Raw genomic sequence first — 23,123 nt, 5'->3', positions numbered from 1 at the left:
GGTTAGCCCTCCACACTTTTAAGTGCATAATTAATCATGGGGTTTTGCAGGGAGTACGGCTTGTTCAGGAGATCCGAAATATTCTCTGAATATGGAGCGCCGTTTCCTTCCCACCACTGGTACACATCGCGGGATACTGCGGGATCGCTATCAAAAACATTCCCGCTACCCTGATGACTGGAATCCCCATATGTGACCCACACGGGGGCAGATGGCGCACTCCCAAGCGTAATTTCGATCTGGGTTTCCCCAACGATTTCCGCTGAGGCAATCGGCAGAGTAGCGCCTGTAGCGCCGTCATAAACGCCAAATCCGAGGTCATCAAAAGTGACTGTAGACTGCCCTCGCCAGCACGGTAAAACCTGCATGGGTGAATAAGGAACATGGCAGTCGAGCAGAATGGTTTTCCCTCGGAGCGTGGCTTTTTCCATGATCAGAGGCCGCCATGCCATACCCTGATTTATAATCCTGTGCCGCACCTTGGCGCGCATTGCAGCAACGTAACGCTCGCCATTGCTTGAGTAGTGAAAACCATAGTCAATGGCCGGGTAGCCTACTGTCGCGATATATGCGCCCGGAGTTTTTTTGACATAATCAACCTGTGCTCGAGCGATATCATTGTAACCGATGGACGGCATATTCATGCCGCTAATGGGGACAATCTCAATAAACGGATCAACATCCTGACCAAATATGGGCATCAAATCGTCTTTGATGTCAGAAAAATACGCAGACAGCAGCGCGCCATACGTGTCGTAATTAGTCGTCGTTTCCGAGCCGCCCTGACAAAACTCGATCAGGAAAATTCCTGAGCTGACGCCTAATTTATCTGCTTGCTGTTTGGCAATAGTCGCGCTCTGAAGGTTCCGGAGATAGACGTTGTTATCCTCCCCTTTGCTCAGGTTATACAGTGGCATCCCTGACACGCAGGTTGACAAAAGAGCCAGCCGGCGCGTGCTGTCAGATACCATCTGGCGCTGATCCAGCTGCAAACCTCGGAAAAAGTTAAGCGCTGCGATAGACTGCTGCTCGCCAAAATCCCGAGTGATCCGCAGGGGGGCAATTGAAACCCCTGTTGCACCCGTTACTGCGACAGGAGTCCACCCCCACCAAACACCGTCGCAGGTCCCTGTTATGGTCTGCGCAGCAACGCTAGTGAGCGTGACATAATTGCTATACCAAAGGCCGCCCGTTTCGTTATTTTTTGCTGCGGCCCCGGTAAAGCCCGCGCACTGGATAACCTGCCCTACGGAAAAACCTGTTGTAAAATCGATAGATGTATCATTAGTGCTCAGCGTTATCTTAGGATTTCCTGACGTGACCGCAGGAACAGTTACATCCACCGTTGATGGTTTATAAACCAGCGCAGACGGGAACTTTAACGTGCTGAAATCAGTCTGGCTCACATTGACCGCAACCAGAGGCATGGGTGACGGGTCGCCGCCTCGAGGTGTCCATGCGTCCTTACTGTCCCCGAACACCTGCCCGCGGGGATCTTGTCCAAAAGTGATGTTGTCATGTGGCTGTGTGATTGAGAGCGCCGGCAGGGATACGTAGCCCATCATTTCTGACTGGCCAGTCGCCAAGGAAACAGAGATCCCCCATACAGGGCGCGCCCGCAGGAGGTCACCGGGTCCGGCCATTACTGCGGCAGATCGAGCCAGCTGCATCCGGTCGCGCTCTGCAATCTCCTCAGCGCTAAAATCAACGGCGCTTGTGCCATATGTCCCGGACGTATCCAGGACAATAAAGCCGTTTTTGTCTTTTATGAGTACGCCAGCTCCCCCGGAATTTGTCGTTACCGAGATCGGGCCGAGGTCGGCGCGCGCTGCCCCCTGAGGGAATGCCGGCGACCCATCCTCACGTACGCCCCACGCGACGTTGCCCATGTTATCGCGTTGCCGGAACAGGAAGTTTCCTTTTGCATTGCAATCCAGCAGCGTAGAGCCAAGCAGGAGTTGCTTCCCCGCCGTGCTAATATTGCCCGCACCATCAATGGCGGTAAGCACGTAGCCAACCACATCGCGCAGCGTCAGAGCGTGCCCCGTCTGGCTGTTGAGCGTCACGCCATCGGCAATAACACCCTGCAGGCCCTGAAACACCTGAGCTATGGTTGGGTAGCCTGCGTTGGCCAGACGTTGCCATGCGCCGTTATGGTACCATGCGCCGTCAAGGAGGGACCAGTCTGCAACACCGTCCAGCGTGGCAGCCCCGGCTACGGTGACAATATACAGATCCCCCTCTGCACCCACCCCGCTGGCCAGCGCCGGGCTATTTTTGGCGGCGTCCCAGCCGCCCCGGTTGGTAAACTGCGCCGGGTTATTGGCAACAAGGCTGGCTAACGCTGTGTTTTGGGCGAGAGTAGCTGCCGCGCCAGAAATAGTCGCCACAGCACTATCCGCAGCATTGGCGGCGGCATCAGCAGACTGAGAGGACGATTCTGAGGTTTGGTATGCTCTGTCTGCGGCATCCAATGCTTGTGATGTGGCCTCATTAACTGCCTTGGTATAGTCAACAATGGACATATCTCCGACATTGGCGCCCGAAACATCAAGGCCAGACAGTGATTCCTTAACGATAAGTGCGGCAACCAGCGGGGCTAACTGCCGGAGAGGAATAGGCGTGTATTGATCCGCGTCAGCCATAAGCCCTCGCATAAAAAAAAGCCGCTCGAGGCGGCTAAAAATTGGGAATGATTACAGCGTTATGTCTGCTTATAAACGCTGCCTATGGGGTAAGCTCCGCTTAGATCTGCAACCAAAGCTAACCCCTCTCCGGGATTGTAACTTGTGGTCCCATTCCAAATTATACGGTTAACGACAACACCAGGCACATCTTCTCCAGATGCTGCCGTGCGATATACTGCATATGTCATTACCTCAGCTGTCATCGTAGCCTCAGGAATATTCATAAACGATTACGAGGCCAGAGGATCCCTTGCCGCCATTCAAAGCTGCACCACCCGCTGGGGAAAAAGTTCCGCCACCGCCAGCGCCATACCCCCCTCCATCTGACCCTTGGATACCTTGTGCAGAATTACCGCCCCCCGCGCCAAACTTAGAACTTGCACCACTTGCACCCCATCCGACGCCAGTTGAAATTGCCACCCCCTCACCACCCACAGAATCACCGAGTATTTCTAAAACAGAAACCTCGTCAGAAAATATTGGACTTTTCCACGAGTGTGCTCCGGTTACCCATGGGGCTGAAATTTGATTTGCCCCAGTGGGTGCCCCGCCTCCAGGACAGTTTACATACGCCCCAAACGCTGTCGTATTCCCCTCAAGGCCTGAACCATTAGTGCCATTTTCTGTTTGTGCGGCGATTGTCACAAGGCATTCGTTCGGGTTGGAAATCATTCCTTTCAAATACGTCCCCGCATTTCCTCCAGAACCAACGGAACAGGTTCCTGTTGCGGCTTGGCCAGTGCATCCATATCCTGATGCCCCGCCCCCCTGAACCTCTACTATGATCGTCTTTGTGCCCGCGGTGGGCGTGTAAGTCCCTGATGAAACAAAGCGCTGCACATTCAGTAAGCGCCCGCGCGCAAGCTCTGGAATCGTCGGATAAAATAGGTCGTAATATGTAACAACAGATGAGCTTGTATTGGTGGCTCCAGAGGGAACCGAAGCAGTGAAGAGTGGAATAGTGAACCCGATATCTACTGATGGTTCCTCAATAGATACAATCAGATCAACAACCCCGCTCCTAACAGTAGGAAGAGGATTGCCTAAGTTATTTGGTCCAGCTTGTGTCTGACTTGGATTGTTGGCGTTATAAAATGGTAAAACTGTGTTGCCAGCATCCTGCTCATAACAGTGAGCATAAACCGTATAAACCACTCCTGTCGCTGGGATTGTAATTATCGTATTGTTTGTGGAGTAATATTGGTTTTCTGTTGTTCCCGTGTCCGCGGGCAGGCCACCACCATTGCCGCCTATAGCCGCCGCATCTACTGGCGCAACAGATAACACAAATCCTGGCGCAATGGTTAAAGTCATATCTGATGTTGAGCGCGTAATGCCGAACCCCCACGCGGCGGACTCTGCGCCGTAGAGCTGCATGGCTAAATTTCCCATGCCAATTTTGGCATATCGCCCAACTCGAAGAATATCAGTATCAAGCGGGATCTGACCACCATACGTGATAAGTCTATCCATCAGTTTTCAACCTTCACCCATGCCGTCACACCTTCGGCCCGCACGTTATTGATCGCGGCATAAATCGCCGCAGTAGATGGCGCCCTGCCTCTCTTGGTGCTTACGAAAAACTGGCCCCCATTCAGGGTGCCGTAGCAAAACCCCGGTACCCCGTATCCGTAGCCACCGCCCACAGCAGGAGACGTTGAGGTGGCCAGCCCTTTGCAGTCTGCGGCCCGGGTTGGCTCCACAATGGTCGGCACCTCTCCCGTTATAGTCTGGAGCGCCTGCGCGATTGCCTCTCTCGTATTCTTGGCTGCAACTAGAGATTGCTGAATGCGCGTTCTGTAGGCATCGTCCGTCTCGCTCGATGCCCGTGGCAGGCTATCGCCAAAGTAATCGTAAGCGATTATGCTAAGTATATCGCCGGTTGCAGTCGACAAACGCATCTGGGTGTTGACTTGAGTAAAAAGGTCAAACGCCCAACCGAGGACATTCCCAGCTCCCTGCAAAACGCCATTCAAAACCGGCGCTTTTTCTTCCTGCGTCTGAGTGGGAGGTGCGGGGAACCAACCAAACGGCAAAAGCTGCCTTATCCGCCGAGCGAAATCCGCCTGATCTCCTGCGGCCATCAGCTTGCAGCCTCCAGCACATTTACTGTGACGGTCCCGGCACGGATAACCTGCTTACTTTCGGCAGTAAGGTCTGCCTGCGCCCCGTTCAGCAGGACGCTGGTGATAGAAACAATATCGACCCCAGCATTATTGTAGGCCACCACCGGCAGGCGACTGTAGGCATACCCAGCCCCCACCTTCTGCTGGTCAATATCGGCGGTAATGGCATTTTGTATGTTTGTCTGGACCAGAGCCGTTTCTGTCCCGGCTGGAACCGTAACTGTCATGCTGACTGTGGCCAGAACCTCAATGGGACCAATCACTGCAAAACCAACACCACCAGCCCGGACCGCATCGATTGCGGCATATATGGACGCCACCAGCGAATTTGATGGCGCGCCGGTGCCGTCATCGACAACCACGGTGAAATATCCAGGCCGGAAGGAGCCGTCCGTAGCTTGGCAATTCAGGATCTGCCACGTTAGATTGGTTTGGACGCCGACAATAGCGTTCTCAATGGCAGCACTGCTCGCAGTCGCTTTTGCTGCCAGCCATTCCGGGAAGCGCGCACGGAGCTGCGCGTCAGTCTCTCCGTCAGATCCGTTCACAAACGCCGCCTCATTGGTGACGGTATCAATCCCCGCGATGCTGGTGCCAAGTAGGCAAATCGCCCCTGCATTCACATTCCCAGAGCTGCCGGTTGCCTGGCACTCCACCGGAACGGAAATTGAGCCGATCCCTGCAGGCCTGATGTAGGACTGCGTTTCTGCTGACCACGCCGAATTGGCACTATCTTCGAGCACCGCGAAATTCACGCCCGCAACAGTCCGCACAATAGCACCTACTTGAACCGAAGCTGATTGCTGATCCGGCTGGAAAGAGGTCAGCGTGACAGATCCTGTTGACGCCGTGCCCGGCATACGCACCATGCCAAAATCAGCAACCCAGCTATCAGCGTCCGCACCATCTGAAGTGGCAAGGCGCGACCGGCAAAGGATCAGTAGAGCTATATATTGCAGCCAGATGCCTACCCCCGCCATCGCCTCCATGATGGCCCGCAGCGGCGTTCCAACTGCCATATCTATCAGCGACGAGCATGCGCCTTGTGTCGCGGCCACCGCTTGGGCGACCAGCGCACTATACGTTCTCAGAGGTAGAGACATGTGTTTCCCGTCAGGCCAGCGCCAAGGCCCGCACGCTGTTGGTTTGAGCGTCTGTGTAAGCAATCAGGCAGGAGTATCCGCCGTTACCGTTGTCATTCAGCGTCACGGTAACGGGCTGCGTCTGATCGATGCCGGTTTCAAGCGCGCACTGAGATCGCACGATCGCATAGAGTTCTTCTTGGGTTGTGACCGCCCCGACCCTTTTAGGGAGGCCCGCGCCATAGTCAGGCTGCCAGATATAGCCGTTCTGGGGTGTCATAAGACGCCGAAGTAATCTCTGGCGTACGCCATCGTGATTGCTGGCAATCTTCAGGCCCCCAGAAGCATCAAGCTCAAGATCGCCGCCCCATTCATGAGACAGACAACTCATCCAACCGGCCCCCCGGTATTGTTCCCGTTATTCCCGTTGGTATGCTCATGCCCGTTCAGGCTATGTGCGTTTGTTTGAACATCCCCTGCAGCCTGAACATTTTTGTCTGTAGAAATATCGCCTCCAGAAACTGAAAAGCCGGCTTTCGACAACATTGCTGTAACGCCGCCCGCTTTCCAGATATGCTGGCCGTCCGAGATGGTGGCGGTCGCGCCCTTCCCTACCCCGGAGTAAAGCGTATCCCGCGTGACATGCATCCACGACGCGATATCCGCCACTTGCCCCATGTCTCGGCTCGTCGCATCCGTGGGCGGCGCGCCGCAGCCTGCCATCAGCAAGTATTCCCCAGGTTGGGCCGGCTTCCCCGTGGCGGGTGATATCGGCGGCGGCATCACCACACAAAACACAGGGCAGGCCACTACGGAATGTTCTGGATCGCCATCCACAGGCATCAGGTGGACCTGCGTCCCAACATTGGGAGGGCAGGCAATACGCAAATCACCCACTTGCATGGCGGCAAATGGCAACCAGCCTGTTTCGTTTCCACCCGGCTGGAGTGTAACTTTCACATCGTGCGTTGTGGGGTCAACGGCGGAGATCAGGCCATGATGCACCGCTCCGATCATTCCGATCGCGGATGACGCTATAGACCGTACGTCAGTCATATTCCTGCGCCTCGTCTTGCGTTACATCTCTATTCCTGAGCGTGGCTGATTGACGAAACCCCGCGCCGCTATAGGTGGTCACTACAGAGTCAACTGCGTGGGTTCCGTCCCATGTCGAATTAGTCCCGGTCAACCGCATGAAATGTCGTGGCGCCAGATTAATCATGGCCGGCGCCTCGTATGAAATGATCCGCTCATGCGCAACAATCTCATGGTACAGCTGTTCTGCTTTTGCCTGCACTTCGTCCATGCGGAGACCGGGGAATTGGAAGCTGTGCAAATTCCCGGCTTCTGAGGCCTTACGGGCAGACCCGCCATCGGGACCAAAATACCACTCTACCTTCGTGCGCTGACGGCTATCCCACGACAGGACATGCACCATAACGCCTTTTGCAATCTGGTAATCACGCCGCAAACTGAGGTCTGACACGCTCGACCGGATCGGAGTATTGACCCCAACATCAACATACTGCAGCGCATGGACTACCGCTCCATCTGAAGACGGAGAAAGCATCGGCTTACAGGTCAGTGTCTTACCGTCTACATACAGATCGGCCTGAGAGCTATTGGCAATATAGCGGGCCAGGTCAAAGGCTGTACGGAATCTGTTATTGCTGACGCCGGAGTGTCTCTTGTGTTCCGTCTGACGAAACTGCCCCTGCATGCCGCCTGTAATAGAAACATCAGCTGACAAGCCAGCCTTAACCGCCATAGCCTCAACGATCTCTGGCCCGGTCATGTTCATCCATGAGCCAAGAACGCGCATATCAATTAACTTGGAGAGGTAATCCCTGCACTCAACATTCAACGCGGCTTGTGCTGGCTGATATGTGACAGCATCAACGATCCCCTGAAACATCGTTGTCCACTGCGCACCCGACAATGCCGCATCTTGCATTTGCAGTGTAACATCTATCTCCGGGCCGACCGCTGCGCCAGAAGGATTTGGCTGGTCAAACCACCCAGCTCCACTGCCTTCTCTCGCCTGCAGCAGAGATGCTCTATCGACAACGCATGAAAAAGAAAGCGTATCTGCTCGAGAGTATCGAGTGCGCGTCAATGAAAATTGCTGGAGTGGCGTTTCCGCTCTTACTGCCCCATTTATCAGCAGGCGGCAGCGCGGTGCGCGACACCAGTTAGGCGAGCCTGAGCCAACCACTGTTGTGATATTCGTAGCGGCGGTCATGCTGTATAATCAGGAATGCCAGCAGTTTGTGTTTGATCCAAAGACGGCAAGACAAGTGTTATTGGCTGAGAAAATCCTGAAAGATCAGGATCACTTAATCCATTGAGCTGAGCGATCCGCCACCACTGGGTGGCATCCCCCAGCTCACGGCAGGCAATATGGTAAAGCGTTCCATCGGCTGCGCTGACTTTCACCGTAGCTGCCATCAGGTTGCTGATGTCACAAGTTGCCAACTTCCAGTTTTGTCGGCAGCAGTTAAAGTGTTCGCATAGCTTCGATTTACGAGCGCGCCGGCATCAATTGCTCCGCTCTGAGCACCCGCATTAGCCGCCACCGCAGCAAGACTTGCTCCATTGCTGACGGATATACCGCCAATGTTTGATGCTGTTTGGCTAATAGTTGTCATCAAGCTGCTTCCAGCGCTTTGCAGACCCGTCGCGATCGATGCGAAATTCTCTGGCGTAGACGCAAGATTTACTCCTGCCCCTGAAAGCCCCTGAACCATCGTGAGTTTGTCGCTAACTGACGCTAGCGCTCCCCCTGCCCCCACAATATTGGCGAGCGGGGCGATTTGACCAATCACAGATTGACCCTGTGCAGCAATATTAGAGAGCGCCTGCGCGCCTGTCGCCAAGGTGCTCGTTACAGTCCCTACGGCGCTAGCTGCATCGTTACCGATTAACGCTGACAACGCAGACGTTCCCGCCGCATTATTCTGTATCGCCGCTGGTTGCCGCTCTAACTGTATCCGATAAGCGATAATTGCTCCCTTGCGGGAGTAATCAAACGCATACTCAGCAATGACGACCTTTTCGCTCACGCCGGGAGCAGAAAATAATACAGGGATGCCTGCATCGCGCATTTGCGCCACAGCCTGCGCGCGAGATAGCGCGTTAGGGCCAGTAAATTTTGCAGACCACGAGAAACGGTCGGGATCATTCCCGAGGCGATCAATGACTTTCGCGCCACCGGGCAGCCATTGTGCCACAATGCGCTGCTGGCCGCCGTTGGTCAGGACATCAGGAACTTCCATCCCGTAAAATGTGACAGAACCCAAGGCGACAGGCGCAGTCGTGCTATAGCGCCCTATTGACCCGATAGCGGTTTCAATACTGAGCAGACTGGCCATAGCACCAACAAAAAAGCCACCCCGAAGGATGGCCGACGCATGTAGTGAATTTTGGCAACGTTAGAATTTTATGTCGCGTCCTGTCAACAGATAGATCATTACTGGACTACGCCCTGATTAGAAAACACAGGCCATTTTTGAAGAGGTGTTTTGGAATCACGTGGCACGAAAGCCCGGCGGGAAATATTAATATTCGGGTTCTCTGCCATCGTTTGCAATTCAGGGTCTGCGCGCAGATCAAGGGGAAGGTTCCTGGCATCATACACTGAATGCGTGGCAAGGTTTTCTGTGCGGACGCAAACACTCGCGGCCATATCAAAATCAATTGGCCCTTTCATATTAGGGGCCGTCAACACGCGACGCATGCATTGCGCGTCAGTTTCCAGCATGTCACGACTGTATGGAGTACCGGGATGCGTGCAGGACGCCAACGCGCACAAAGACAAGATCAAAAGAGTATTCCGCATACGATAGATCGTGCGCTTGTCAGCTTCGTATATCAACCAGTTTTGGCTCATAACGACCCATCAAGAAAACCTTGACTGCGCCTCCCGTACTGTTCTCTTTATGTTCTCATTATGGAGGCAGGAGCATGAGCGCATACGCAGGAGACCGGACAACAGGATTCGCCAGCCCCGCAGCGGATGCGATTGAGGGGCCGATTGACCTGTCAGACGTGCTGGATTTGCGCAGACCCAGCCGTTACCCGGTGCGTGTGCGAGGCGCGACTTTTTCCGCACGAGGCATTCTGGACGGCGATGTGCTGATAGCGGACACGTCTGGCCAGCAGGCTTCCGGGCAACTGGTGATCGCCTGCGCTGCCGGGCAGGTTCTGCTTGCAGAATTGCAGGCCCGGCGCGGGCATTGGTGGCTGGTTTCCGGTGATGACAGCCGCGAACCCATCCGCGTAGACCCGGCGCAAGACGTAGATATCTGGGCAACGGTCACGGGCGTGGTGCGCGAAAAGCCATGACGGTTTACGGGCTGATCGACTGCAATTCGTTCTACTGCTCGTGCCAGCGCGCCTTTGAGCCGAGGCTGAAGCGCCTGCCCGTGGTCGTGCTGTCCAACAATGACGGCTGCGCAATCGCCCGCACCGCTGAGGCTAAGGGGTTGGGCATCAAGATGGGCGATGCCTGGCACCTGATCCGCAACGAGCGAAAGCTGTCTGGCGTGCAGTGGTATTCCAGCAATTACCCGCTGTATGCCGATATGAGCCGCCGGGTCTATCAGGTGCTACTGGAGCATGTGCCCCGCGTTGAGCCCTACTCTATTGACGAGATGTTTCTGGATCTGACTGGGTTGCCGGGGGATCTGGCGGATCGGTGCGAGATGATCCGGGCGCGCGTAGAGCAGATCACCAAAATTCCGACGTGTGTAGGCTGGGGGCCGACAAAGGCCATCGCTAAGCTGGCCAACTACATCGCCAAGGATCGGCCGGAAATGGAGGGGCTGTGCGACCTGACCGACGAGCTGGTGCGGATGCGGTTCTATCGTAATTTGCCTGTCAGCGAGGTCTGGGGCATTGGCCGCCGACTGGTTCCGCGCTTGCAGGGCGCAGGTATCCGCACCATTGCGCAGTTCGTTGAGGCGGACCCGGCCCAGATCCGCAAGATTATGGCGATCACCGGCGTGCGATTGCAGGCCGAACTGCGCGGGGAATCCTGCCTCAAGCTCTCCGAGATTGCCGAGCAGCGCAAAGGACTGGCCTGCACGCGGTCATTCGGTCAGCCGATCACGTCTTATAGTGATATGCGCGAGGCTATCGCGGGGTTTGCGGCCCGAGCGGCTGAGAAGCTGCGGGCCGAGAAGATGGACGCCGGGCACGTCTCCGTCTTCATCCAGACCAATCCGCACAGACGGCAGGACGGATGGTATGCTAATCAAGCCGCCATTACCTGCGCGCCGACTAATAACGCGCTGACGCTGATCGGCACATCAACGCGGCTGCTGCGGGCTATCTGGCGAGACGGATTCCGCTACGCCAAGGGCGGTGTTCTGTTGAATGACCTCGCGCCGGCAGGCCAGCAATCGTCACTCTTTGACCAACCGGAAGAGCAATCCCCGGCCCTGATGGACGCAATGGACGCGATCAACCGGCGCTTTGGCCGGGAGGCGATCAAGCCGCTCAGCACAGGCGTTGAACGGGCTTGGAGGCCCCGGCAGGGGATGCTTTCGCCGAGGTTTACGACTGGGTTTGGGGAGGTAATGGAGGCGCGAGCTTGGTAGCCATGGTGATCTGCCATTAAAAGGTCAAGATCTCAAAATGCCTTTATTTTCCTACGCGCGGTCGGAAAATTATCATGTACAGCTCTTCACATGCTCGTAAGGTACAGTTAATGAGGACCTTGAAACGAGAAAGGAGCGGGACGGCAATCCCACTCCTTTCGATTCCACGAGCGTACGAGCCGCCTGTGGAAATGCTACTCTAAACCTAGCGGTGCTTTACTGCATCGCTAAATAAGCATCGGTCAAGGCGGTTCCTTTAATTTAATTTTTAAACGGATTGCTAACGATGGTTAAATCTTCCGGGCGCGGGCCCGTTAAACCCAGCACTTCACCCAGCGTGAAAACAACTGCCGGCAAGGTCCTGAATACAGGCCGGGCCACGCCTTCTCAGGCAAAGCAGCTTGCGGCCTCTGTTATGCGGCATGAACCTGCTCACAAGGGCTCAAAGAAGTAAGGCTGACTACCGCTGATCGCGGTATCTGCATTACGCCATTGGCTTGGGGGCGTTCACTCGTGACGTCCCCAATGCTTAAGGCTATTGTCAGGCAGTTTTCAGTTTCCTTCAGCAGAAAGCCAACAGACTGACAAAGCACTGGTTTGGGAGAGGGTAATTCATCCACCCATCCCCACGATGAAGAGGGCTGAGTGCTGTCTTCCCATTCGACGCAAATTATCTTGTTTCCATCCATATTTTTTCCTGAGGGTTAAAATTTTGAACTAGAAGCACATTGTGCTGAAACCCATGATATCCCCGAACAAGCGTCGTTAATGCAACAATTCTTAGAGGAACCAAAAATGCAGAAAGGACAAGTTATGACTGATCTAGAAATAGACAATGTTTCGAATGCACAAGAGTATCTGAAGAGCAACGATACCTATTCGGATCAAAAATTTTCTGCGAATGTTATCATTAGAGGATTTGGAAAATGCGAAGATATATCAAATATACGTGTAAAAACAAATATATATGATACTAATTTAGTATTTGAGTTTGATATTGATGATATTGGAGAAGAGGAGTCCGGCAAGTGTCCTTCCGCATTCCATACTAAATCATTCCATGACAATAAAAGCATATGGTCCTTTAATGAAGACACTCTTACAATTAAAGGAAAATATTTTGGCAAAGAGTATACGGCCGAATTTTCTCCTGTTGAATAATCAGAAAAAGGCGGTCTCACGACCGCCCTCCTTTTGTCAGGCCAAAGCCTTACACCCAGCCCGCTCCTGCTCTTCCAGATCCCGCCACATCTGCATGATGGCCCGCGCACCTGCCTGAAGGTATTCCCGCGCCATTGGCGACGGAAGCTTCCCCTCCTCCATGTCCGCTACGACGCGCAATGTCAGGCCGAGGTTTGACGCGAGAGTGTAGCAGTTCATTCTCCCGCCAGCGTTGCCACCCCCGAAGGGGTGGCTGGCCTGTGTCAGGCTGTTTGCGCTGGCGTTTTGGCGAAAGGGCGCAGGAACTCAATGGCCGATGGCTTCCATTTAAGTTGCTGCTGAGACCCCCTGCCGCCTTTCCGGGTAGTGTCGAACATTCTCCCGTAAGCGAGGCCGCGCTCGGTCATGCCCCAGTCGCTTCCGGAAGACGAACCCGGTGTGGGCAGCTGAAGGCGCGCTTCTTTCCAGAGGATCTGGTTGACGCGCCGGCCTGTCATCCCGACTTCGCTCCCGAGCTGCGTTGGCGTCATGTAATTGTCCTGCGTCTGCGCGGGGAGCGCCGTGTAGCCCATCACCTCAAGAGGATTGATGCCGCACAGGTTCTGAGTGCCGCGCGCTGCCATCAACACCTTCTGGTTTTCGTCTACGTTCGGAAGATGAGCGACAACCTTCATGCAGCGGTCGAAGGTCACGGCGAAGGATGGTTTACGGATGCGTTTTGGTTTGGGTGCTGCATTGGGGATCTGACCAGTCACCAGCGCGTCAAACGCCCGAATGACAGTGAGGTGGAAGTCAACATTGATCCACATAGCATAGGCGTAGACTAACTCTTTAGCGACATAAGTACCGCCATTCCGACCCTCATTGGTAACTACCGACTTTCCGGTAGTTTCAGAATCAAGGCGTGAAGCCAGCTTCTGGGCATCAGTTGTAGCAAGCCAGTAGGACGGCCCGTCCTTTTTTGCTGCACCAGCAGCCTTATGGCAATCATTCAGGCAATACCGCCCTTCGGCATCACGATGGATAGTGGTGGAAAGAATGGTCAGTTCTGTGTTATGCGGCGTCATGGCCGTTTTCCTTTTCGGCTGAGGCATCGGGGGATTGTTTGGCGACGTGCCCTGATGCCTTTTCTGTGTTTTCGAAATGGTCTTCCAAAATCTTTACGATTTGAGCATTTATTGAGCGCCGCTCATGCGCCGCTGAATTTATGATTTTTTCATAAAGTTTGGGCGGAGGCCTAAAGCGCATTTGGGAGTATAATCGGCTCACGTTTGCTCCTTCTCGCTGTGAACGAACAAACGATGGCACACCGTGTGCTATTGATGCAAGAAGAAAAATAGCACACGGTGTGATTATGGCACGTGATGACCCGATGATGCGCTTTAGAGCGCCCGCGCACTTAAAAGAACGCATAGAGGAGGCTGCCGCAAAAAACGGCAGGAGCCTGAACTCGGAAATTGTTCAAAGGCTGGAAGAATCCTTTGATCCCTCGTCTATCCCAGAAATTGTCTCTCTATATTCTGAGAGTTCAAGCGTAGAGCACGCAATAGTAAACCTTACGTTAGCATGTGATGCGTTAGAATATTCTGAAGAATTACTTAATAGCACCCTCAAAGATGTAGGAGCAAGCGACCTTGACGTGGCGCTATCAAGGCATGAGGCGGCAAAAGCCAGGAAACATTTTGAGTTATTGGCTCATCGGGCAAGAAGTGACCTTTCGGCAAATGACCTTAAGCGGATCCCAGATTACGTCTTAGCACGAATCCGACGAGAGAAAGACTGACTCCCCAACCCCACCCACTGCCGCTACCATTCTCCAAAAGAGGAGTCTCAAATGGCAGTGCAAATGGTCCTCCTGAGCCAAGCGGTATGGTCAGGACGAAATGGCGAGATGATCACCACCTACCCCCGCACGGGTGTGGATGAGGCCTTTCTGGCCATGCAAACATTCAAGCATACCAACGGGGCGGTGGTGGCGCTTGAGAAGAATGAAAAAGACCAGGTCACCGGAGTGGTATGCGCGGCGATCTACTGCGCCATTGCTCCTTTCGACCCGAAAGAACTGCTTGAGCTGGCGGCCACAGAATTCGAGCGGGAGCCTCATCTTAGGGCAGCCATAACCGGGAAAAGCGTTTTCTTCCGCTCACTCCAGTTCCCCGGATTTGAGCTCACCTACCCCTTTGATGAGAAAGAGTTCGGCGCGCTGTATGCTGAGATCTACATGAAATATGCGGTGGCGGGGCGGGCCTGAATTTTCTCGCCATTCTGCCATGCGTACATGACAGACGATTCATGATTTGTTCATCTTACTCACCAATACACCTTCGCTTACATTTTAAAAAATACTGCTTTAGATCACCTCCCGCCGAGCTTTGCCGGCAGGGTAAAATTGTTTTTTTTCATATAGTTATAGGTGTTTCCCATGACTTTACCGGCGCCCCCCCAATACAGCTTAGACTTAACCGTTGAAGTTGAAAAAAATGTCAATGGGATAGAGATGGGGGTGCTAGAAAATGGCATCCCATATTTAACGCAAACTGGCCTCGCCGCGCTGGCAGGTGTGGCCAGAAGCATTATTTTCGATTTGTCTCAAGAATGGGAGCAGCAATTTCAAGATCCTATTGGAACAAAAACGAGAAGTGATTTCATTCGAAATTATCTTTTTTCGGCCGGCTATAAGGAGAGCAAATTATATATTGAAATTTCAAATTCAGGCATTAAGTATAATGCTTATCCTGATATAGTGTGCATGGCTATCCTTGAATATTATGCCTTTGAGGCGCGAAATAAATCAGCCTTAGCATTAGAAAACTACAGAAAGTTTTCAACATTTGGCCTTCAAAAATTTATTTACCAATCCCTTGGCTACACGCCGGGAGATAAATGGAAATACTACCATGAACGTGTGTCTCTTTTAAATGACGCGCCTCCCCCTGGATATTTCATTGTTTTTAATGAGACAACCGGCCTTATAGTGGATCTAATTAATGCTAACCTCACAGTAAATCACAAGACGATCCCCGACATTAGCGTAGGAAGAGCATGGGGGGATTACTGGAGAAAATGCAATCTCGCTGCAACATATGGTGAGCGAGTCGGATTTTCACATAACTATCCGCCTTCTTTCCCACAATCAGCTAGCAATCCTCAGCCAGCTAATGCCTACCCAGATGCAGCACTTGGTGAGTTCCGCCGCTGGTTTAAAGGCAATTACCTAATGACGAAATTTCCAAAATATATATTAAGCAAAGCGAATATTCTTCCTGGAGGAAAAGGAGAAGCATTACAAATTGCAGGGATTTATGAACAAAAGCTTATAAAGTGATTGCATTAACATTCAGTTGCGATGGTCGGAACGCAGACAGATCTCTATCTGCGCTCTTTAAGCATCTCAATGGGCTGTGTACGAAAGGATATATAAGCACTGAAATACATAGGAAGGTAGGTAGCTGCATTCTTGAGATCACTATTAAGGGCGATTACGATGAGATTATTTACGCTCATGCCAGCTGGTAAGCTGCCTCTCGCCAAAAGATACGGCTATCATCTTCCGGATTGTAATAAGCGGCGGATTTGAAGCGCTTCATTATAGCCGCACTGGCGGCCCTAACATTAACCGCCCCGGCCTACGCCCTAGACCCGTCCACCTACCAAGGGCAGACGCCCCCTGCCCGGCCGCACATCCCGCAGCCGGACGAGAGCGCCCTGCTGGAGCACCGGCACTACCGGAATACTGACGGCAACAGCATCCACTCCCCGGCGCACACCAGCAGCAACCAAGCCCCAGCAGGCGCAACCGCTAAATGCGGAGACGGGTCATTCAGCTTCAGCCAGCACCACAGAGGCACTTGTTCCCGGCATGGGGGTGTGGTGAGTTGGTTGTGATCAAATATTGCGAATAGAGATTATCATGCGGAAATTATTGCTAGCGTCAGCGCTTGGGGCGCTGTCCTGTTCGTCAATCGGCCACGCCCAGACAGCAGACACTTCAAAGCTCACGCAATGGGGCGTAAAGCTCGCTGAGGTCGTCATGCCGGCCTGCTCCACAACCGTGACAATCGATCAGCCAACGTTTGCAGCTAACGTTCAGGATATGGTGGATTCTGATATTTTCAGCAAAAAAGTCAGCCCAACACTCGGCAACGTTGCCCCTCACTATCTCATGAATGTTTTTGAGGCAGAAACTGCGCCTTACATAGTTCGCAGTCTTTTCATGAGGAACCCGGACGTAAATACCTGCCATTTCGTATTTCAATACGTGAACCCGGATGACTATGGCAACGACGTTACTCACCGCATGCTGTCATTCGACTTCACAAGAGCAATTTTCCAGAAAGTGAATTGGGATCGGTTCAATATCGACAATCTGAGGAAAATTTCCCCCAACTTCAAGGGCGACCCCGGCTTTGCTGCACTGCTAAACGATGAATCCATTGCCGCTATGATGGATTTGAAGAGCAACGAATAAACACTAACCCTAGGTTAATTTACACCCCAAGGCATGCCCGAGTAGCGAGGAGATGAGAGCGGATCGGGAGCGGCGCTACCTGCACGCATTTCGGTCGCCTGCCGCCGACGAACCACCGTATCGACGTGACTGGCGATTTGCTGACCGTCCAGATAGACGGTCACATGAGTGTCACCAGACGCCTGAGAGCCTTCCCATGCGCCGCTTCCCGACGCTCGAGAGCGAGCGGGAGCGTTAACAACACTACCAATTCTTTCAGCCTGAACGTATCCTTCGTGCGCAACGCCCGCAACAAAACCAGCTGTAGCCCCCGCTGCTGCGCCGGGTAGAGCGCCTATCCCACCAAACATAGCCCCCCCTGCCCCGCCTACCGTTGCGCCAGCAAGTGCGCTTTCCAATGGGCGCCTTAGAAACCCAGGTATGGCGTTGAGTATCGCCCCAACGCCATGGCCTATGCCCGCTAACACATTGATTACGGCACTAATATCATCAGCAAACTGCTTGATGTCATTTGGATGCTTTGTAACAAAATCACTCATCCCATTGAACGCCCCCGTCAGAGTGTTCATGGACTTTACGAGCGGCCCCTGCGCCAAGCGCCCAATAGTAAACTCAAACCGCTCAAAGGACGTGGCTAGGGCGGCCTGAGCTGCCTTTGGGCCGCCGGCTAAGGCACTTAGCGCCCCCGATGCGTCCGTCCGACGAGATGCCGCCGCCTGTCTTGCAATATTGCCTTCCGCGCCTGTTGTTTCATTCAGCAAGTCCTGAATGGTCATGCGCTGCACATGGCCCAGAAGTTCTGGATAGCTCTTGATGAGCGGGATCAGGTGCTTCGTGATCCAGCTGATAGGATCCGCCCCCAAGGTCTGCTGGTCCACAAACTGGCCATGCGCCCCCACCAAGCCAAGGCGTCTCTGGCTGAAATACGCAAAGTCTTTGTCAGACATGCGCGTATGATCACCAAGGAACAGATCTTCGAATGACCTTACAGACGTGGCTGCGCGCGACGGATTTACGTCAATAAAATGCGCGAGGTTCAACATGCCTTCGTCAGAAAGGCGCATGCCAGCCGCACCGGAAGAACGAGCAAATGTCTGGAAGTTCTGGCCGCGCATGAACTGCCGGTTGGCAATGATCATAGAGAGGGCGGTATCAGTCGCCCTTTCGGCCTGCCCCAGCGAAAACTGACCCGTTCTCTTGTCGTAAAACCGGTTCGAAATGTCCTGCGCCCGAATGAAGGCAATGCTCTCCCGCATGGCATCTTGCGGCGATTTTCCTAGCAGCAGGAAGGTCTTATCGACCCGGTTTAGTAGGCGAGCGATATTGGGCTGCTCGGCCATTTCCCCGCCAGACACCTCGTACGACTCTTGCGCAATGCGCGCTGCATCAACCGGAGCCAGAAACGGGTTTTCCTTCATGGCCTGCTGTGCGCTGGCCTGAATGGCTCCCATGTTTTGTCGCGCCACAGGATCGCCCATCATGCCCAGAAAGGTCTGATCGTAGGCCGCTGACTGGTCGAACCCGGATGCCGCGAAATGCGCTGTGGCCGCAGCGCCACCAAGGATAGCTAGAGGCCCCACAAAATGTGCAATGGCATGCTTGGGACTGATAGCCCTCAGACGCGCCTTTCCTGCGGCAAAGGCAGCTGCCACCGTCGCACCGGCCTCTGGCGCGGTCAGGTTCGGCTGCCACGGACCAAGCGTACGGTTTCCCCCCATCCAGTATCCGTCGCGGTTTACTGGCCCGGTGTAAGGAACGAGATCGCGACTGGGGACGCGTATCCAGTCGGGCTCGTAGTCAGCCGGGTTTTCAAAGCGACGAAAATTAGGAATGGCGCCGTAGCTGTTTTCTGCTCCGGGGAGGGGGACGAGTGCCGTGCCGGTGGCACGCGGCGGCGGAAGCATGAGCATAGGCGCGCCGGGCACGTTGGTTGCTGCTGCAGAATATGGGGAGACATAAGAGCCGCCTGCATCGACAACCGGCGAAGCTGGCATGGGTGCAGACGTGCGCCGCCCACGGCTACCAGATCGAGGAGCTTCACCAGCCTCATCAACGTTATATGTGCCACCCCCGGCATTAAACACTGGCGCAGAAGTTCGAAAACGGGCCGACGCAGAAGCAAACTCCCGAGCCGAGCGCGCTGCCGCGTTCATGTCTGTGGCTAGACCGGACGCTAGCCGACGCGCCGCACCCAAAGATGACACCATGCTGTTGAAGCCCATCTGAGCCTCACGCTGCGCCGAGGTAAGCCGCGTCAGGGCCTCAATCATCTCCCCAATAGGGCCGACAACGCGCATGGCGTCCGCGACCAGAGAAACGCCGATCTGGTACGCTTCAACAGACATGTGTTATTCTCGGCTTTATGGGATTTGGGAAGAGATTTGGGCGTGCCCTGGCTTACGCCGTGGCGCAATCATTGCTGAATGACCGACGCGATCAAGATAGGCACAAGCGGCAAGTGGCAGCAAAGCTGGCGAAAGAAAACGTCCAGCAATACCGTGATGCAGTGAAGCGTTCGGATGGAGCAAGCTTTGAGCATTCCTGCGCTCTGACACTGGCTCAATGCGGATGGAATGCCAAAAAGCGCGGCGGAAGTGGGGATTGCGGCTGTGATGTCATGGCGACATTCGCGGGGTATCGGCTTGTGTTGCAATGCAAGGACACGGTTAAGCCCGCAGGATCGCTAGCCGTACAGCAGGCGCTGGCGGCCAAGGCCCGCTACAGCGCCGATTATGCTGGTGTTGTGTGTAATGCGGGTTTCACGCCAGCAGCTCAAGATTTGGCGCTTTACACACGAGTGGAACTGCTTTCGTCGGGAGATCTGTTCTCGCTTCGAAAGCGGCTTAGGTTGCCAGAACGAAAATAATTAGTCGTCAGAAGTTTCAGTAGCCCGAATATTAGGCAACCCGCGACCCTCAATAGCCCTCACAACAAGCCGTCCTATGCCTGCCGCAACTTTATGTTCATTGCGAAAAGCTGCCACCGACAGTTCCGGGCGCGGCGGCTGGTAGTTTGCCTGTTCCATGCGGCCAAGCTCAAACACAACAGCTTTGATGTCGTCAGACCCTATGGAAGCCTCTGTGCGCAACGCACCCTCTGATACTCGCACGCCGTAGCTATCCCGCATATCGCCCGTTCGTAGGCCGGGGTCATCAGGCGTAAAGCCTTTTCGAATACGGTCATCAATAGTGCTGTCAGCCAGCGGCGCGGTCGGCAGCCCCGGTTCAGGTCCATCGAGATATTGACCAAGCTGCCTCTGCGTTGCACGCTTAATCAGTTCTCCCCCATCCTCCACACCTCTATGCACGGCAAGAGGAAGGTCAACGAGCACGCACCCAGAAAGGTGCTTGATGAACGCGTCAACAGTTTTGAATTCACGCATCAGGCACCTCCATAAACGTCATGCTCCCCCAATCGAATTCATATCCTTCCAGCTCACGGAAGGCCACACAGGCGGCAAGTCGCCGCGCTGAACTCCATTGCGTCACAACGGACCACGGCACCCCATTCTTCACGAGAAAAAGTAGCTCACGAAAAACAGGGTGCTTGCTTAGTTTTTTGCCGTTTCAGTCACGTCAGACGCCTTGGTGTCGGCCTTGGGGTAGAAGATCGGGGACAGGGCCGCGACACCATCATTACCAATTTCCGTTGCAAGGTGACGCACCTCGTCCTTGGTCATCGGCATCTGTACAGGCACGCCGTCAATGGAAGTGACGGAGCAGATCATCTGCGCATAACCAAGCCACGCCCCGGCAGAAGCAGAGGACATCGCCGAGCCCGCGGCTTCAATCAGATCCAGCATATCGCCGGGGTTAATTTCCTTCAGGCCAAGTGTATGGCCAGCTGCGGTTTTGACTTCTGCTGGGATGTTCATGCGATTTTCGTCCGAAGAGGTGAGAAGAAGCTGAGGGTCTGATAAACGATCCCCTCTTTCTGCCATGAGCCGCCAGCCGAAAGCGAAAGGCCAACCTGGCTAAACTGCCATTTCGACGTGCTGCCGTCCGGCTCGCTGATATACTGGTAGATGGTGCCGGAATTGATCGTGCCCGCTGACCAGAACCCGGCCTCAATGTCCGCAACCAGATCATCAAGCGCCCGGTTGGCGCGCGCCACGGTAAAACTGCCACGCCACCCATTGGGGGTGGCAAATTCTACAGGAGTGCTGTTGAGCGGATCGGCCCGCTGCGTGGTGGTTTCCTGATTGGCCGTGAACCCGGTTACATCACGCAGATCAACCCGGCTACCGGCCCACAACAGGGTCAGGCGGCAATTCCGGCCAATGCTATATGGATTGGTCGCCATGTCTTAGCTCCCTGTTGCCACAGTGACGGTCACGCCCTGACCGCCCTGCAGGTTGACGATGAAGTAGCGCAGGATGCCCATGTATTTGACCTTCACATCCGCCTGCACATAGCCAAGCGCCGTCCGGCTATCGGGATTATTGCTGGTGTCGCAGATCACAGAATACGGGACAGCGCCGTTTGTGCTGCCCAGCATGCCCTCATCCAGCATGTTCGACAGGAATCCCGTCAGCGTGGCCTCAATGTTTACGAACAGATCGGCATTAATGGTCTGCCCGATATATGTGCCCATCCCGGTGGCGAACGTTTCGGCCAGATAGTTGGTCAGGCGCGTATAATTGTCGCCGTTGACCGCAGCTGAGGTGGAGCAGTTGATGCCGCCGCGCACGGCCCAATACTCACCGCCGGGAGCGGGGTAGCAGATCACGTCAATACCAGCGTCAAACAGCGCCGTCAGCTCAGCATCCGAGTAGGACGCCAACGTGCCGGAACTGGTCAGGCCCGCTTTCTGGCTGCCGATGACCCCATAGAGCTGCTTATTCAGCGTGGACTGCTCAGGAGAAAGCCCGGCCAGCTTGCCAGCGGCAAACGCTGCAGGAGAAACCAGCATATTGCCGTTGGTGTCATCATCCCACCATAGCCAGTCACCATGCATGACCTTCATCGCGTAGCTATCAGCACCCGCCCCAGTCAGCGCAGAAGCTGCGGCGGACACACTGGTGCCGGACGGCAGCGCTGAGACCATGTAAAGCCCCTCACCCAACCCAAAATCAATCTGGGCAGCGAATGAGGAAGTGTCAGACAGGCCACACAGAAGGCCGATGGCACAACCCTGATTGCGCAGAGCGTAAAGGCCTGTGCGGGTGGTGCCATCAGAGCCGATAAATGCGGAAGTGGAAGGCGTTCCGCCATCAGCGCCCCCTGCGAGAGTAACGCCCCCTGCTGTGAGGGCTGTTCCGCCCGAAACGACAACAAGAGCCGAGGCGTCGGATGCTGCTGCGGCGGCAATCTCTACCCAGGTCGTCCCCTGATAGGAGTTGACGCCAAGCAGGCTATGACTAACGGTCAGCGTCCAGATGGCCGTGTTGATCGTGCCCTGCGTCAGTTTCGCAGAGATCGTATTGCCGGAAGTGCCCGTGCAGACCGCCGTAAGTGTGGCACCTGACAGCATGCCGGTAGAGGCCTTATCTGTGCCATCTGTCACACGCACGCACCGGAAATCCGACGCGCCCTGATACACAGCGATATTGACGTTCACGCCCATGTCACTGGCAAGCGCCTGCTTTGTGCCAAATGCAGCCTGATAATCTGGCATACCCCCAATCACGACCGGTGCATTCACCGGCCCCCATGAGGCAGTCCCGACAACACCAACACGACTGGACGAAACGCCATTCAGGAGTGTCACCGGCTGCTGGATCTGCACGTAAACATTCGGCACCGTGAGGGATGTCGTGTTCAGCGCGCCCGCCTGATAAATTTTCGCCATTATACGCTCCCAACAGGCACAGCGAAAAGCCGAATGGCTGAACCGTGCTTTTTGATTTCAGACTGATCCGAAATTGTTGCGCCGATGCTGTAACCGTGGCCGGGCCGGATCACGCGATAAAGCGGTCCGCCCGGAACAGTCGCAGCAGGCACAACAGCGGCCTTCACGCCTGCCGTAGCGGGCGCGCCGTCCTGTGTGTCTGTCATATT

27 protein-coding genes are annotated in these 23,123 nt (G+C 54.6%); 9 read left to right on the top strand and 18 right to left on the bottom strand.

Annotated features, from left to right (window positions below; translation table 11 throughout):
* Positions 1–2: 2 nt before the first annotated feature.
* The 10 genes from HK23_RS05010 to HK23_RS04965 form a co-directional block, all read right to left on the bottom strand.
* The gene (locus HK23_RS05010; RefSeq protein WP_086653129.1) at positions 3–2,645 is read right to left on the bottom strand and encodes a hypothetical protein; all 2,643 of its coding nucleotides are present in this window, start codon (positions 2,643–2,645) and stop codon (positions 3–5) included.
* 252 nt (positions 2,646–2,897) lie between these two features.
* Positions 2,898–4,160 carry a hypothetical protein gene (locus HK23_RS14225; RefSeq protein ID WP_143217488.1) on the bottom strand — a complete coding sequence of 421 codons (1,263 nt, stop codon included), beginning with the start codon at positions 4,158–4,160 and terminating at the stop codon, positions 2,898–2,900.
* Positions 4,160–4,588: a hypothetical protein gene (locus HK23_RS05000; RefSeq protein WP_143217487.1), complete on the bottom strand. Its 429-nt coding sequence runs from the start codon at positions 4,586–4,588 to the stop codon at positions 4,160–4,162. The genes HK23_RS14225 and HK23_RS05000 overlap by 1 nt, the downstream gene beginning before the upstream one ends.
* A 182-nt stretch (positions 4,589–4,770) precedes the next feature.
* Positions 4,771–5,916 (bottom strand): baseplate J/gp47 family protein, encoded by a 1,146-nt coding sequence (locus HK23_RS04995; RefSeq protein WP_086653126.1) that lies wholly within the window; start codon positions 5,914–5,916, stop codon positions 4,771–4,773.
* Positions 5,917–5,926: 10 nt separating this feature from the next.
* On the bottom strand, positions 5,927–6,286 hold the full coding sequence (locus HK23_RS04990; RefSeq protein WP_086653125.1) for a phage tail protein: 360 nt from the start codon (positions 6,284–6,286) through the stop codon (positions 5,927–5,929).
* Positions 6,283–6,951 (bottom strand): phage baseplate assembly protein V, encoded by a 669-nt coding sequence (locus HK23_RS04985; protein WP_086653124.1) that lies wholly within the window; start codon positions 6,949–6,951, stop codon positions 6,283–6,285. The genes HK23_RS04990 and HK23_RS04985 overlap by 4 nt, the downstream gene beginning before the upstream one ends.
* Complete coding sequence (locus HK23_RS04980) at positions 6,944–8,137, bottom strand: hypothetical protein (RefSeq protein ID WP_086653123.1); 1,194 nt, start codon at positions 8,135–8,137, stop codon at positions 6,944–6,946. Before HK23_RS04980 ends, HK23_RS04985 begins: the two co-directional genes overlap by 8 nt.
* On the bottom strand, positions 8,134–8,343 hold the full coding sequence (locus HK23_RS04975; protein ID WP_086653122.1) for a hypothetical protein: 210 nt from the start codon (positions 8,341–8,343) through the stop codon (positions 8,134–8,136). Before HK23_RS04975 ends, HK23_RS04980 begins: the two co-directional genes overlap by 4 nt.
* Entirely contained in the window at positions 8,343–9,266 is a 924-nt protein-coding gene (locus tag HK23_RS04970; RefSeq protein ID WP_179193802.1) for a hypothetical protein, read from the bottom strand. Before HK23_RS04970 ends, HK23_RS04975 begins: the two co-directional genes overlap by 1 nt.
* A gap of 98 nt (positions 9,267–9,364) precedes the next feature.
* Entirely contained in the window at positions 9,365–9,655 is a 291-nt protein-coding gene (locus HK23_RS04965; RefSeq protein WP_256940079.1) for a hypothetical protein, read from the bottom strand.
* 203 nt (positions 9,656–9,858) lie between these two features.
* On the opposite strand from HK23_RS04965, the gene HK23_RS04960 reads away from it, so the two are divergent.
* The 3 genes from HK23_RS04960 (at position 9,859) to HK23_RS04950 (ending at position 12,656) form a co-directional block, all read left to right on the top strand.
* Entirely contained in the window at positions 9,859–10,239 is a 381-nt protein-coding gene (locus HK23_RS04960) for a LexA family protein (RefSeq protein WP_086653119.1), read from the top strand.
* Positions 10,236–11,495 (top strand): Y-family DNA polymerase, encoded by a 1,260-nt coding sequence (locus tag HK23_RS04955; RefSeq protein WP_086653118.1) that lies wholly within the window; start codon positions 10,236–10,238, stop codon positions 11,493–11,495. Before HK23_RS04960 ends, HK23_RS04955 begins: the two co-directional genes overlap by 4 nt.
* Positions 11,496–12,308: 813 nt before the next feature.
* Positions 12,309–12,656, top strand: a complete 348-nt coding sequence (locus tag HK23_RS04950; RefSeq protein WP_143217486.1) for a hypothetical protein — start codon at positions 12,309–12,311, stop codon at positions 12,654–12,656.
* A gap of 36 nt (positions 12,657–12,692) precedes the next feature.
* Here the strand turns inward: HK23_RS04950 and HK23_RS04945 are convergent, their stop codons facing one another.
* The gene (locus HK23_RS04945; protein ID WP_086653116.1) at positions 12,693–12,875 is read right to left on the bottom strand and encodes a hypothetical protein; all 183 of its coding nucleotides are present in this window, start codon (positions 12,873–12,875) and stop codon (positions 12,693–12,695) included.
* 44 nt (positions 12,876–12,919) lie between these two features.
* A complete protein-coding gene (locus HK23_RS04940) occupies positions 12,920–13,723 on the bottom strand; it encodes a KilA-N domain-containing protein (RefSeq protein ID WP_086653115.1) in 804 nt (267 codons plus the stop codon).
* A 287-nt stretch (positions 13,724–14,010) separates the two neighbouring features.
* Here HK23_RS04940 and HK23_RS04930 point away from each other — a divergent pair, with 287 nt between their 5' ends.
* The 5 genes from HK23_RS04930 (at position 14,011) to HK23_RS04910 (ending at position 17,124) form a co-directional block, all read left to right on the top strand.
* A complete protein-coding gene (locus HK23_RS04930; RefSeq protein ID WP_086653113.1) occupies positions 14,011–14,439 on the top strand; it encodes an Arc family DNA-binding protein in 429 nt (142 codons plus the stop codon).
* Positions 14,440–14,547: 108 nt separating this feature from the next.
* On the top strand, positions 14,548–14,907 hold the full coding sequence (locus HK23_RS04925; RefSeq protein ID WP_086653112.1) for a hypothetical protein: 360 nt from the start codon (positions 14,548–14,550) through the stop codon (positions 14,905–14,907).
* Positions 14,908–15,078: 171 nt separating this feature from the next.
* Positions 15,079–15,981: a BstA C-terminal domain-containing protein gene (locus HK23_RS04920; protein ID WP_086653147.1), complete on the top strand. Its 903-nt coding sequence runs from the start codon at positions 15,079–15,081 to the stop codon at positions 15,979–15,981.
* Between the two features lie 248 nt (positions 15,982–16,229).
* Complete coding sequence (locus HK23_RS14885) at positions 16,230–16,541, top strand: DUF3761 domain-containing protein (protein ID WP_086653111.1); 312 nt, start codon at positions 16,230–16,232, stop codon at positions 16,539–16,541.
* Positions 16,542–16,566: 25 nt separating this feature from the next.
* Positions 16,567–17,124 (top strand): hypothetical protein, encoded by a 558-nt coding sequence (locus HK23_RS04910; RefSeq protein WP_086653110.1) that lies wholly within the window; start codon positions 16,567–16,569, stop codon positions 17,122–17,124.
* 14 nt (positions 17,125–17,138) lie between these two features.
* Here HK23_RS04910 and HK23_RS04905 read toward each other — a convergent pair whose 3' ends face one another.
* On the bottom strand, positions 17,139–19,469 hold the full coding sequence (locus HK23_RS04905) for a hypothetical protein (RefSeq protein WP_086653109.1): 2,331 nt from the start codon (positions 19,467–19,469) through the stop codon (positions 17,139–17,141).
* A 59-nt stretch (positions 19,470–19,528) separates the two neighbouring features.
* Between HK23_RS04905 and HK23_RS04900 the strand changes: the two genes are divergently transcribed.
* Entirely contained in the window at positions 19,529–19,990 is a 462-nt protein-coding gene (locus HK23_RS04900; protein WP_179193801.1) for a restriction endonuclease, read from the top strand.
* Here the strand turns inward: HK23_RS04900 and HK23_RS04895 are convergent, their stop codons facing one another.
* From HK23_RS04895 to HK23_RS04875, 5 genes are all read right to left on the bottom strand, one after another.
* Complete coding sequence (locus HK23_RS04895; RefSeq protein ID WP_256940078.1) at positions 19,991–20,506, bottom strand: hypothetical protein; 516 nt, start codon at positions 20,504–20,506, stop codon at positions 19,991–19,993. It abuts the gene before it with no gap.
* Between the two features lie 168 nt (positions 20,507–20,674).
* Complete coding sequence (locus tag HK23_RS04890; RefSeq protein ID WP_086653106.1) at positions 20,675–20,998, bottom strand: hypothetical protein; 324 nt, start codon at positions 20,996–20,998, stop codon at positions 20,675–20,677.
* A complete protein-coding gene (locus HK23_RS04885; protein ID WP_086653105.1) occupies positions 20,995–21,426 on the bottom strand; it encodes a hypothetical protein in 432 nt (143 codons plus the stop codon). Before HK23_RS04885 ends, HK23_RS04890 begins: the two co-directional genes overlap by 4 nt.
* Before the next feature lie 3 nt (positions 21,427–21,429).
* Complete coding sequence (locus HK23_RS04880; protein ID WP_086653104.1) at positions 21,430–22,914, bottom strand: phage tail sheath protein; 1,485 nt, start codon at positions 22,912–22,914, stop codon at positions 21,430–21,432.
* Positions 22,914–23,120 (bottom strand): hypothetical protein, encoded by a 207-nt coding sequence (locus tag HK23_RS04875; RefSeq protein ID WP_086653103.1) that lies wholly within the window; start codon positions 23,118–23,120, stop codon positions 22,914–22,916. Before HK23_RS04875 ends, HK23_RS04880 begins: the two co-directional genes overlap by 1 nt.
* Positions 23,121–23,123: the final 3 nt, after the last annotated feature.

The sequence above is a fragment of the Acetobacter malorum genome (genome assembly GCF_002153605.1).
In the GTDB taxonomy this organism is placed as follows: Bacteria; Pseudomonadota; Alphaproteobacteria; order Acetobacterales; family Acetobacteraceae; genus Acetobacter; species Acetobacter malorum_A.
Note: the sequence above shows the minus strand (reverse complement) of the source record. Positions and strands in the feature narration are given on the sequence as shown.

Coding starts and splice junctions, on each gene's coding strand:
- HK23_RS05010 (WP_086653129.1), bottom strand. CDS start 2,645: ATGGCTGACGCGGATCAATACACGCCTATTCCTCTCCGGCAGTTAGCC.
- HK23_RS14225 (WP_143217488.1), bottom strand. CDS start 4,160: ATGGATAGACTTATCACGTATGGTGGTCAGATCCCGCTTGATACTGAT.
- HK23_RS05000 (WP_143217487.1), bottom strand. CDS start 4,588: ATGCGTTTGTCGACTGCAACCGGCGATATACTTAGCATAATCGCTTAC.
- HK23_RS04995 (WP_086653126.1), bottom strand. CDS start 5,916: ATGTCTCTACCTCTGAGAACGTATAGTGCGCTGGTCGCCCAAGCGGTG.
- HK23_RS04990 (WP_086653125.1), bottom strand. CDS start 6,286: ATGAGTTGTCTGTCTCATGAATGGGGCGGCGATCTTGAGCTTGATGCT.
- HK23_RS04985 (WP_086653124.1), bottom strand. CDS start 6,951: ATGACTGACGTACGGTCTATAGCGTCATCCGCGATCGGAATGATCGGA.
- HK23_RS04980 (WP_086653123.1), bottom strand. CDS start 8,137: ATGACCGCCGCTACGAATATCACAACAGTGGTTGGCTCAGGCTCGCCT.
- HK23_RS04975 (WP_086653122.1), bottom strand. CDS start 8,343: ATGGCAGCTACGGTGAAAGTCAGCGCAGCCGATGGAACGCTTTACCAT.
- HK23_RS04970 (WP_179193802.1), bottom strand. CDS start 9,266: ATGGCCAGTCTGCTCAGTATTGAAACCGCTATCGGGTCAATAGGGCGC.
- HK23_RS04965 (WP_256940079.1), bottom strand. CDS start 9,655: ATGCTGGAAACTGACGCGCAATGCATGCGTCGCGTGTTGACGGCCCCT.
- HK23_RS04960 (WP_086653119.1), top strand. CDS start 9,859: ATGAGCGCATACGCAGGAGACCGGACAACAGGATTCGCCAGCCCCGCA.
- HK23_RS04955 (WP_086653118.1), top strand. CDS start 10,236: ATGACGGTTTACGGGCTGATCGACTGCAATTCGTTCTACTGCTCGTGC.
- HK23_RS04950 (WP_143217486.1), top strand. CDS start 12,309: ATGACTGATCTAGAAATAGACAATGTTTCGAATGCACAAGAGTATCTG.
- HK23_RS04945 (WP_086653116.1), bottom strand. CDS start 12,875: ATGAACTGCTACACTCTCGCGTCAAACCTCGGCCTGACATTGCGCGTC.
- HK23_RS04940 (WP_086653115.1), bottom strand. CDS start 13,723: ATGACGCCGCATAACACAGAACTGACCATTCTTTCCACCACTATCCAT.
- HK23_RS04930 (WP_086653113.1), top strand. CDS start 14,011: ATGGCACGTGATGACCCGATGATGCGCTTTAGAGCGCCCGCGCACTTA.
- HK23_RS04925 (WP_086653112.1), top strand. CDS start 14,548: ATGATCACCACCTACCCCCGCACGGGTGTGGATGAGGCCTTTCTGGCC.
- HK23_RS04920 (WP_086653147.1), top strand. CDS start 15,079: ATGACTTTACCGGCGCCCCCCCAATACAGCTTAGACTTAACCGTTGAA.
- HK23_RS04910 (WP_086653110.1), top strand. CDS start 16,567: ATGCGGAAATTATTGCTAGCGTCAGCGCTTGGGGCGCTGTCCTGTTCG.
- HK23_RS04905 (WP_086653109.1), bottom strand. CDS start 19,469: ATGTCTGTTGAAGCGTACCAGATCGGCGTTTCTCTGGTCGCGGACGCC.
- HK23_RS04895 (WP_256940078.1), bottom strand. CDS start 20,506: ATGCGTGAATTCAAAACTGTTGACGCGTTCATCAAGCACCTTTCTGGG.
- HK23_RS04890 (WP_086653106.1), bottom strand. CDS start 20,998: ATGAACATCCCAGCAGAAGTCAAAACCGCAGCTGGCCATACACTTGGC.
- HK23_RS04885 (WP_086653105.1), bottom strand. CDS start 21,426: ATGGCGACCAATCCATATAGCATTGGCCGGAATTGCCGCCTGACCCTG.
- HK23_RS04880 (WP_086653104.1), bottom strand. CDS start 22,914: ATGGCGAAAATTTATCAGGCGGGCGCGCTGAACACGACATCCCTCACG.
- HK23_RS04875 (WP_086653103.1), bottom strand. CDS start 23,120: ATGACAGACACACAGGACGGCGCGCCCGCTACGGCAGGCGTGAAGGCC.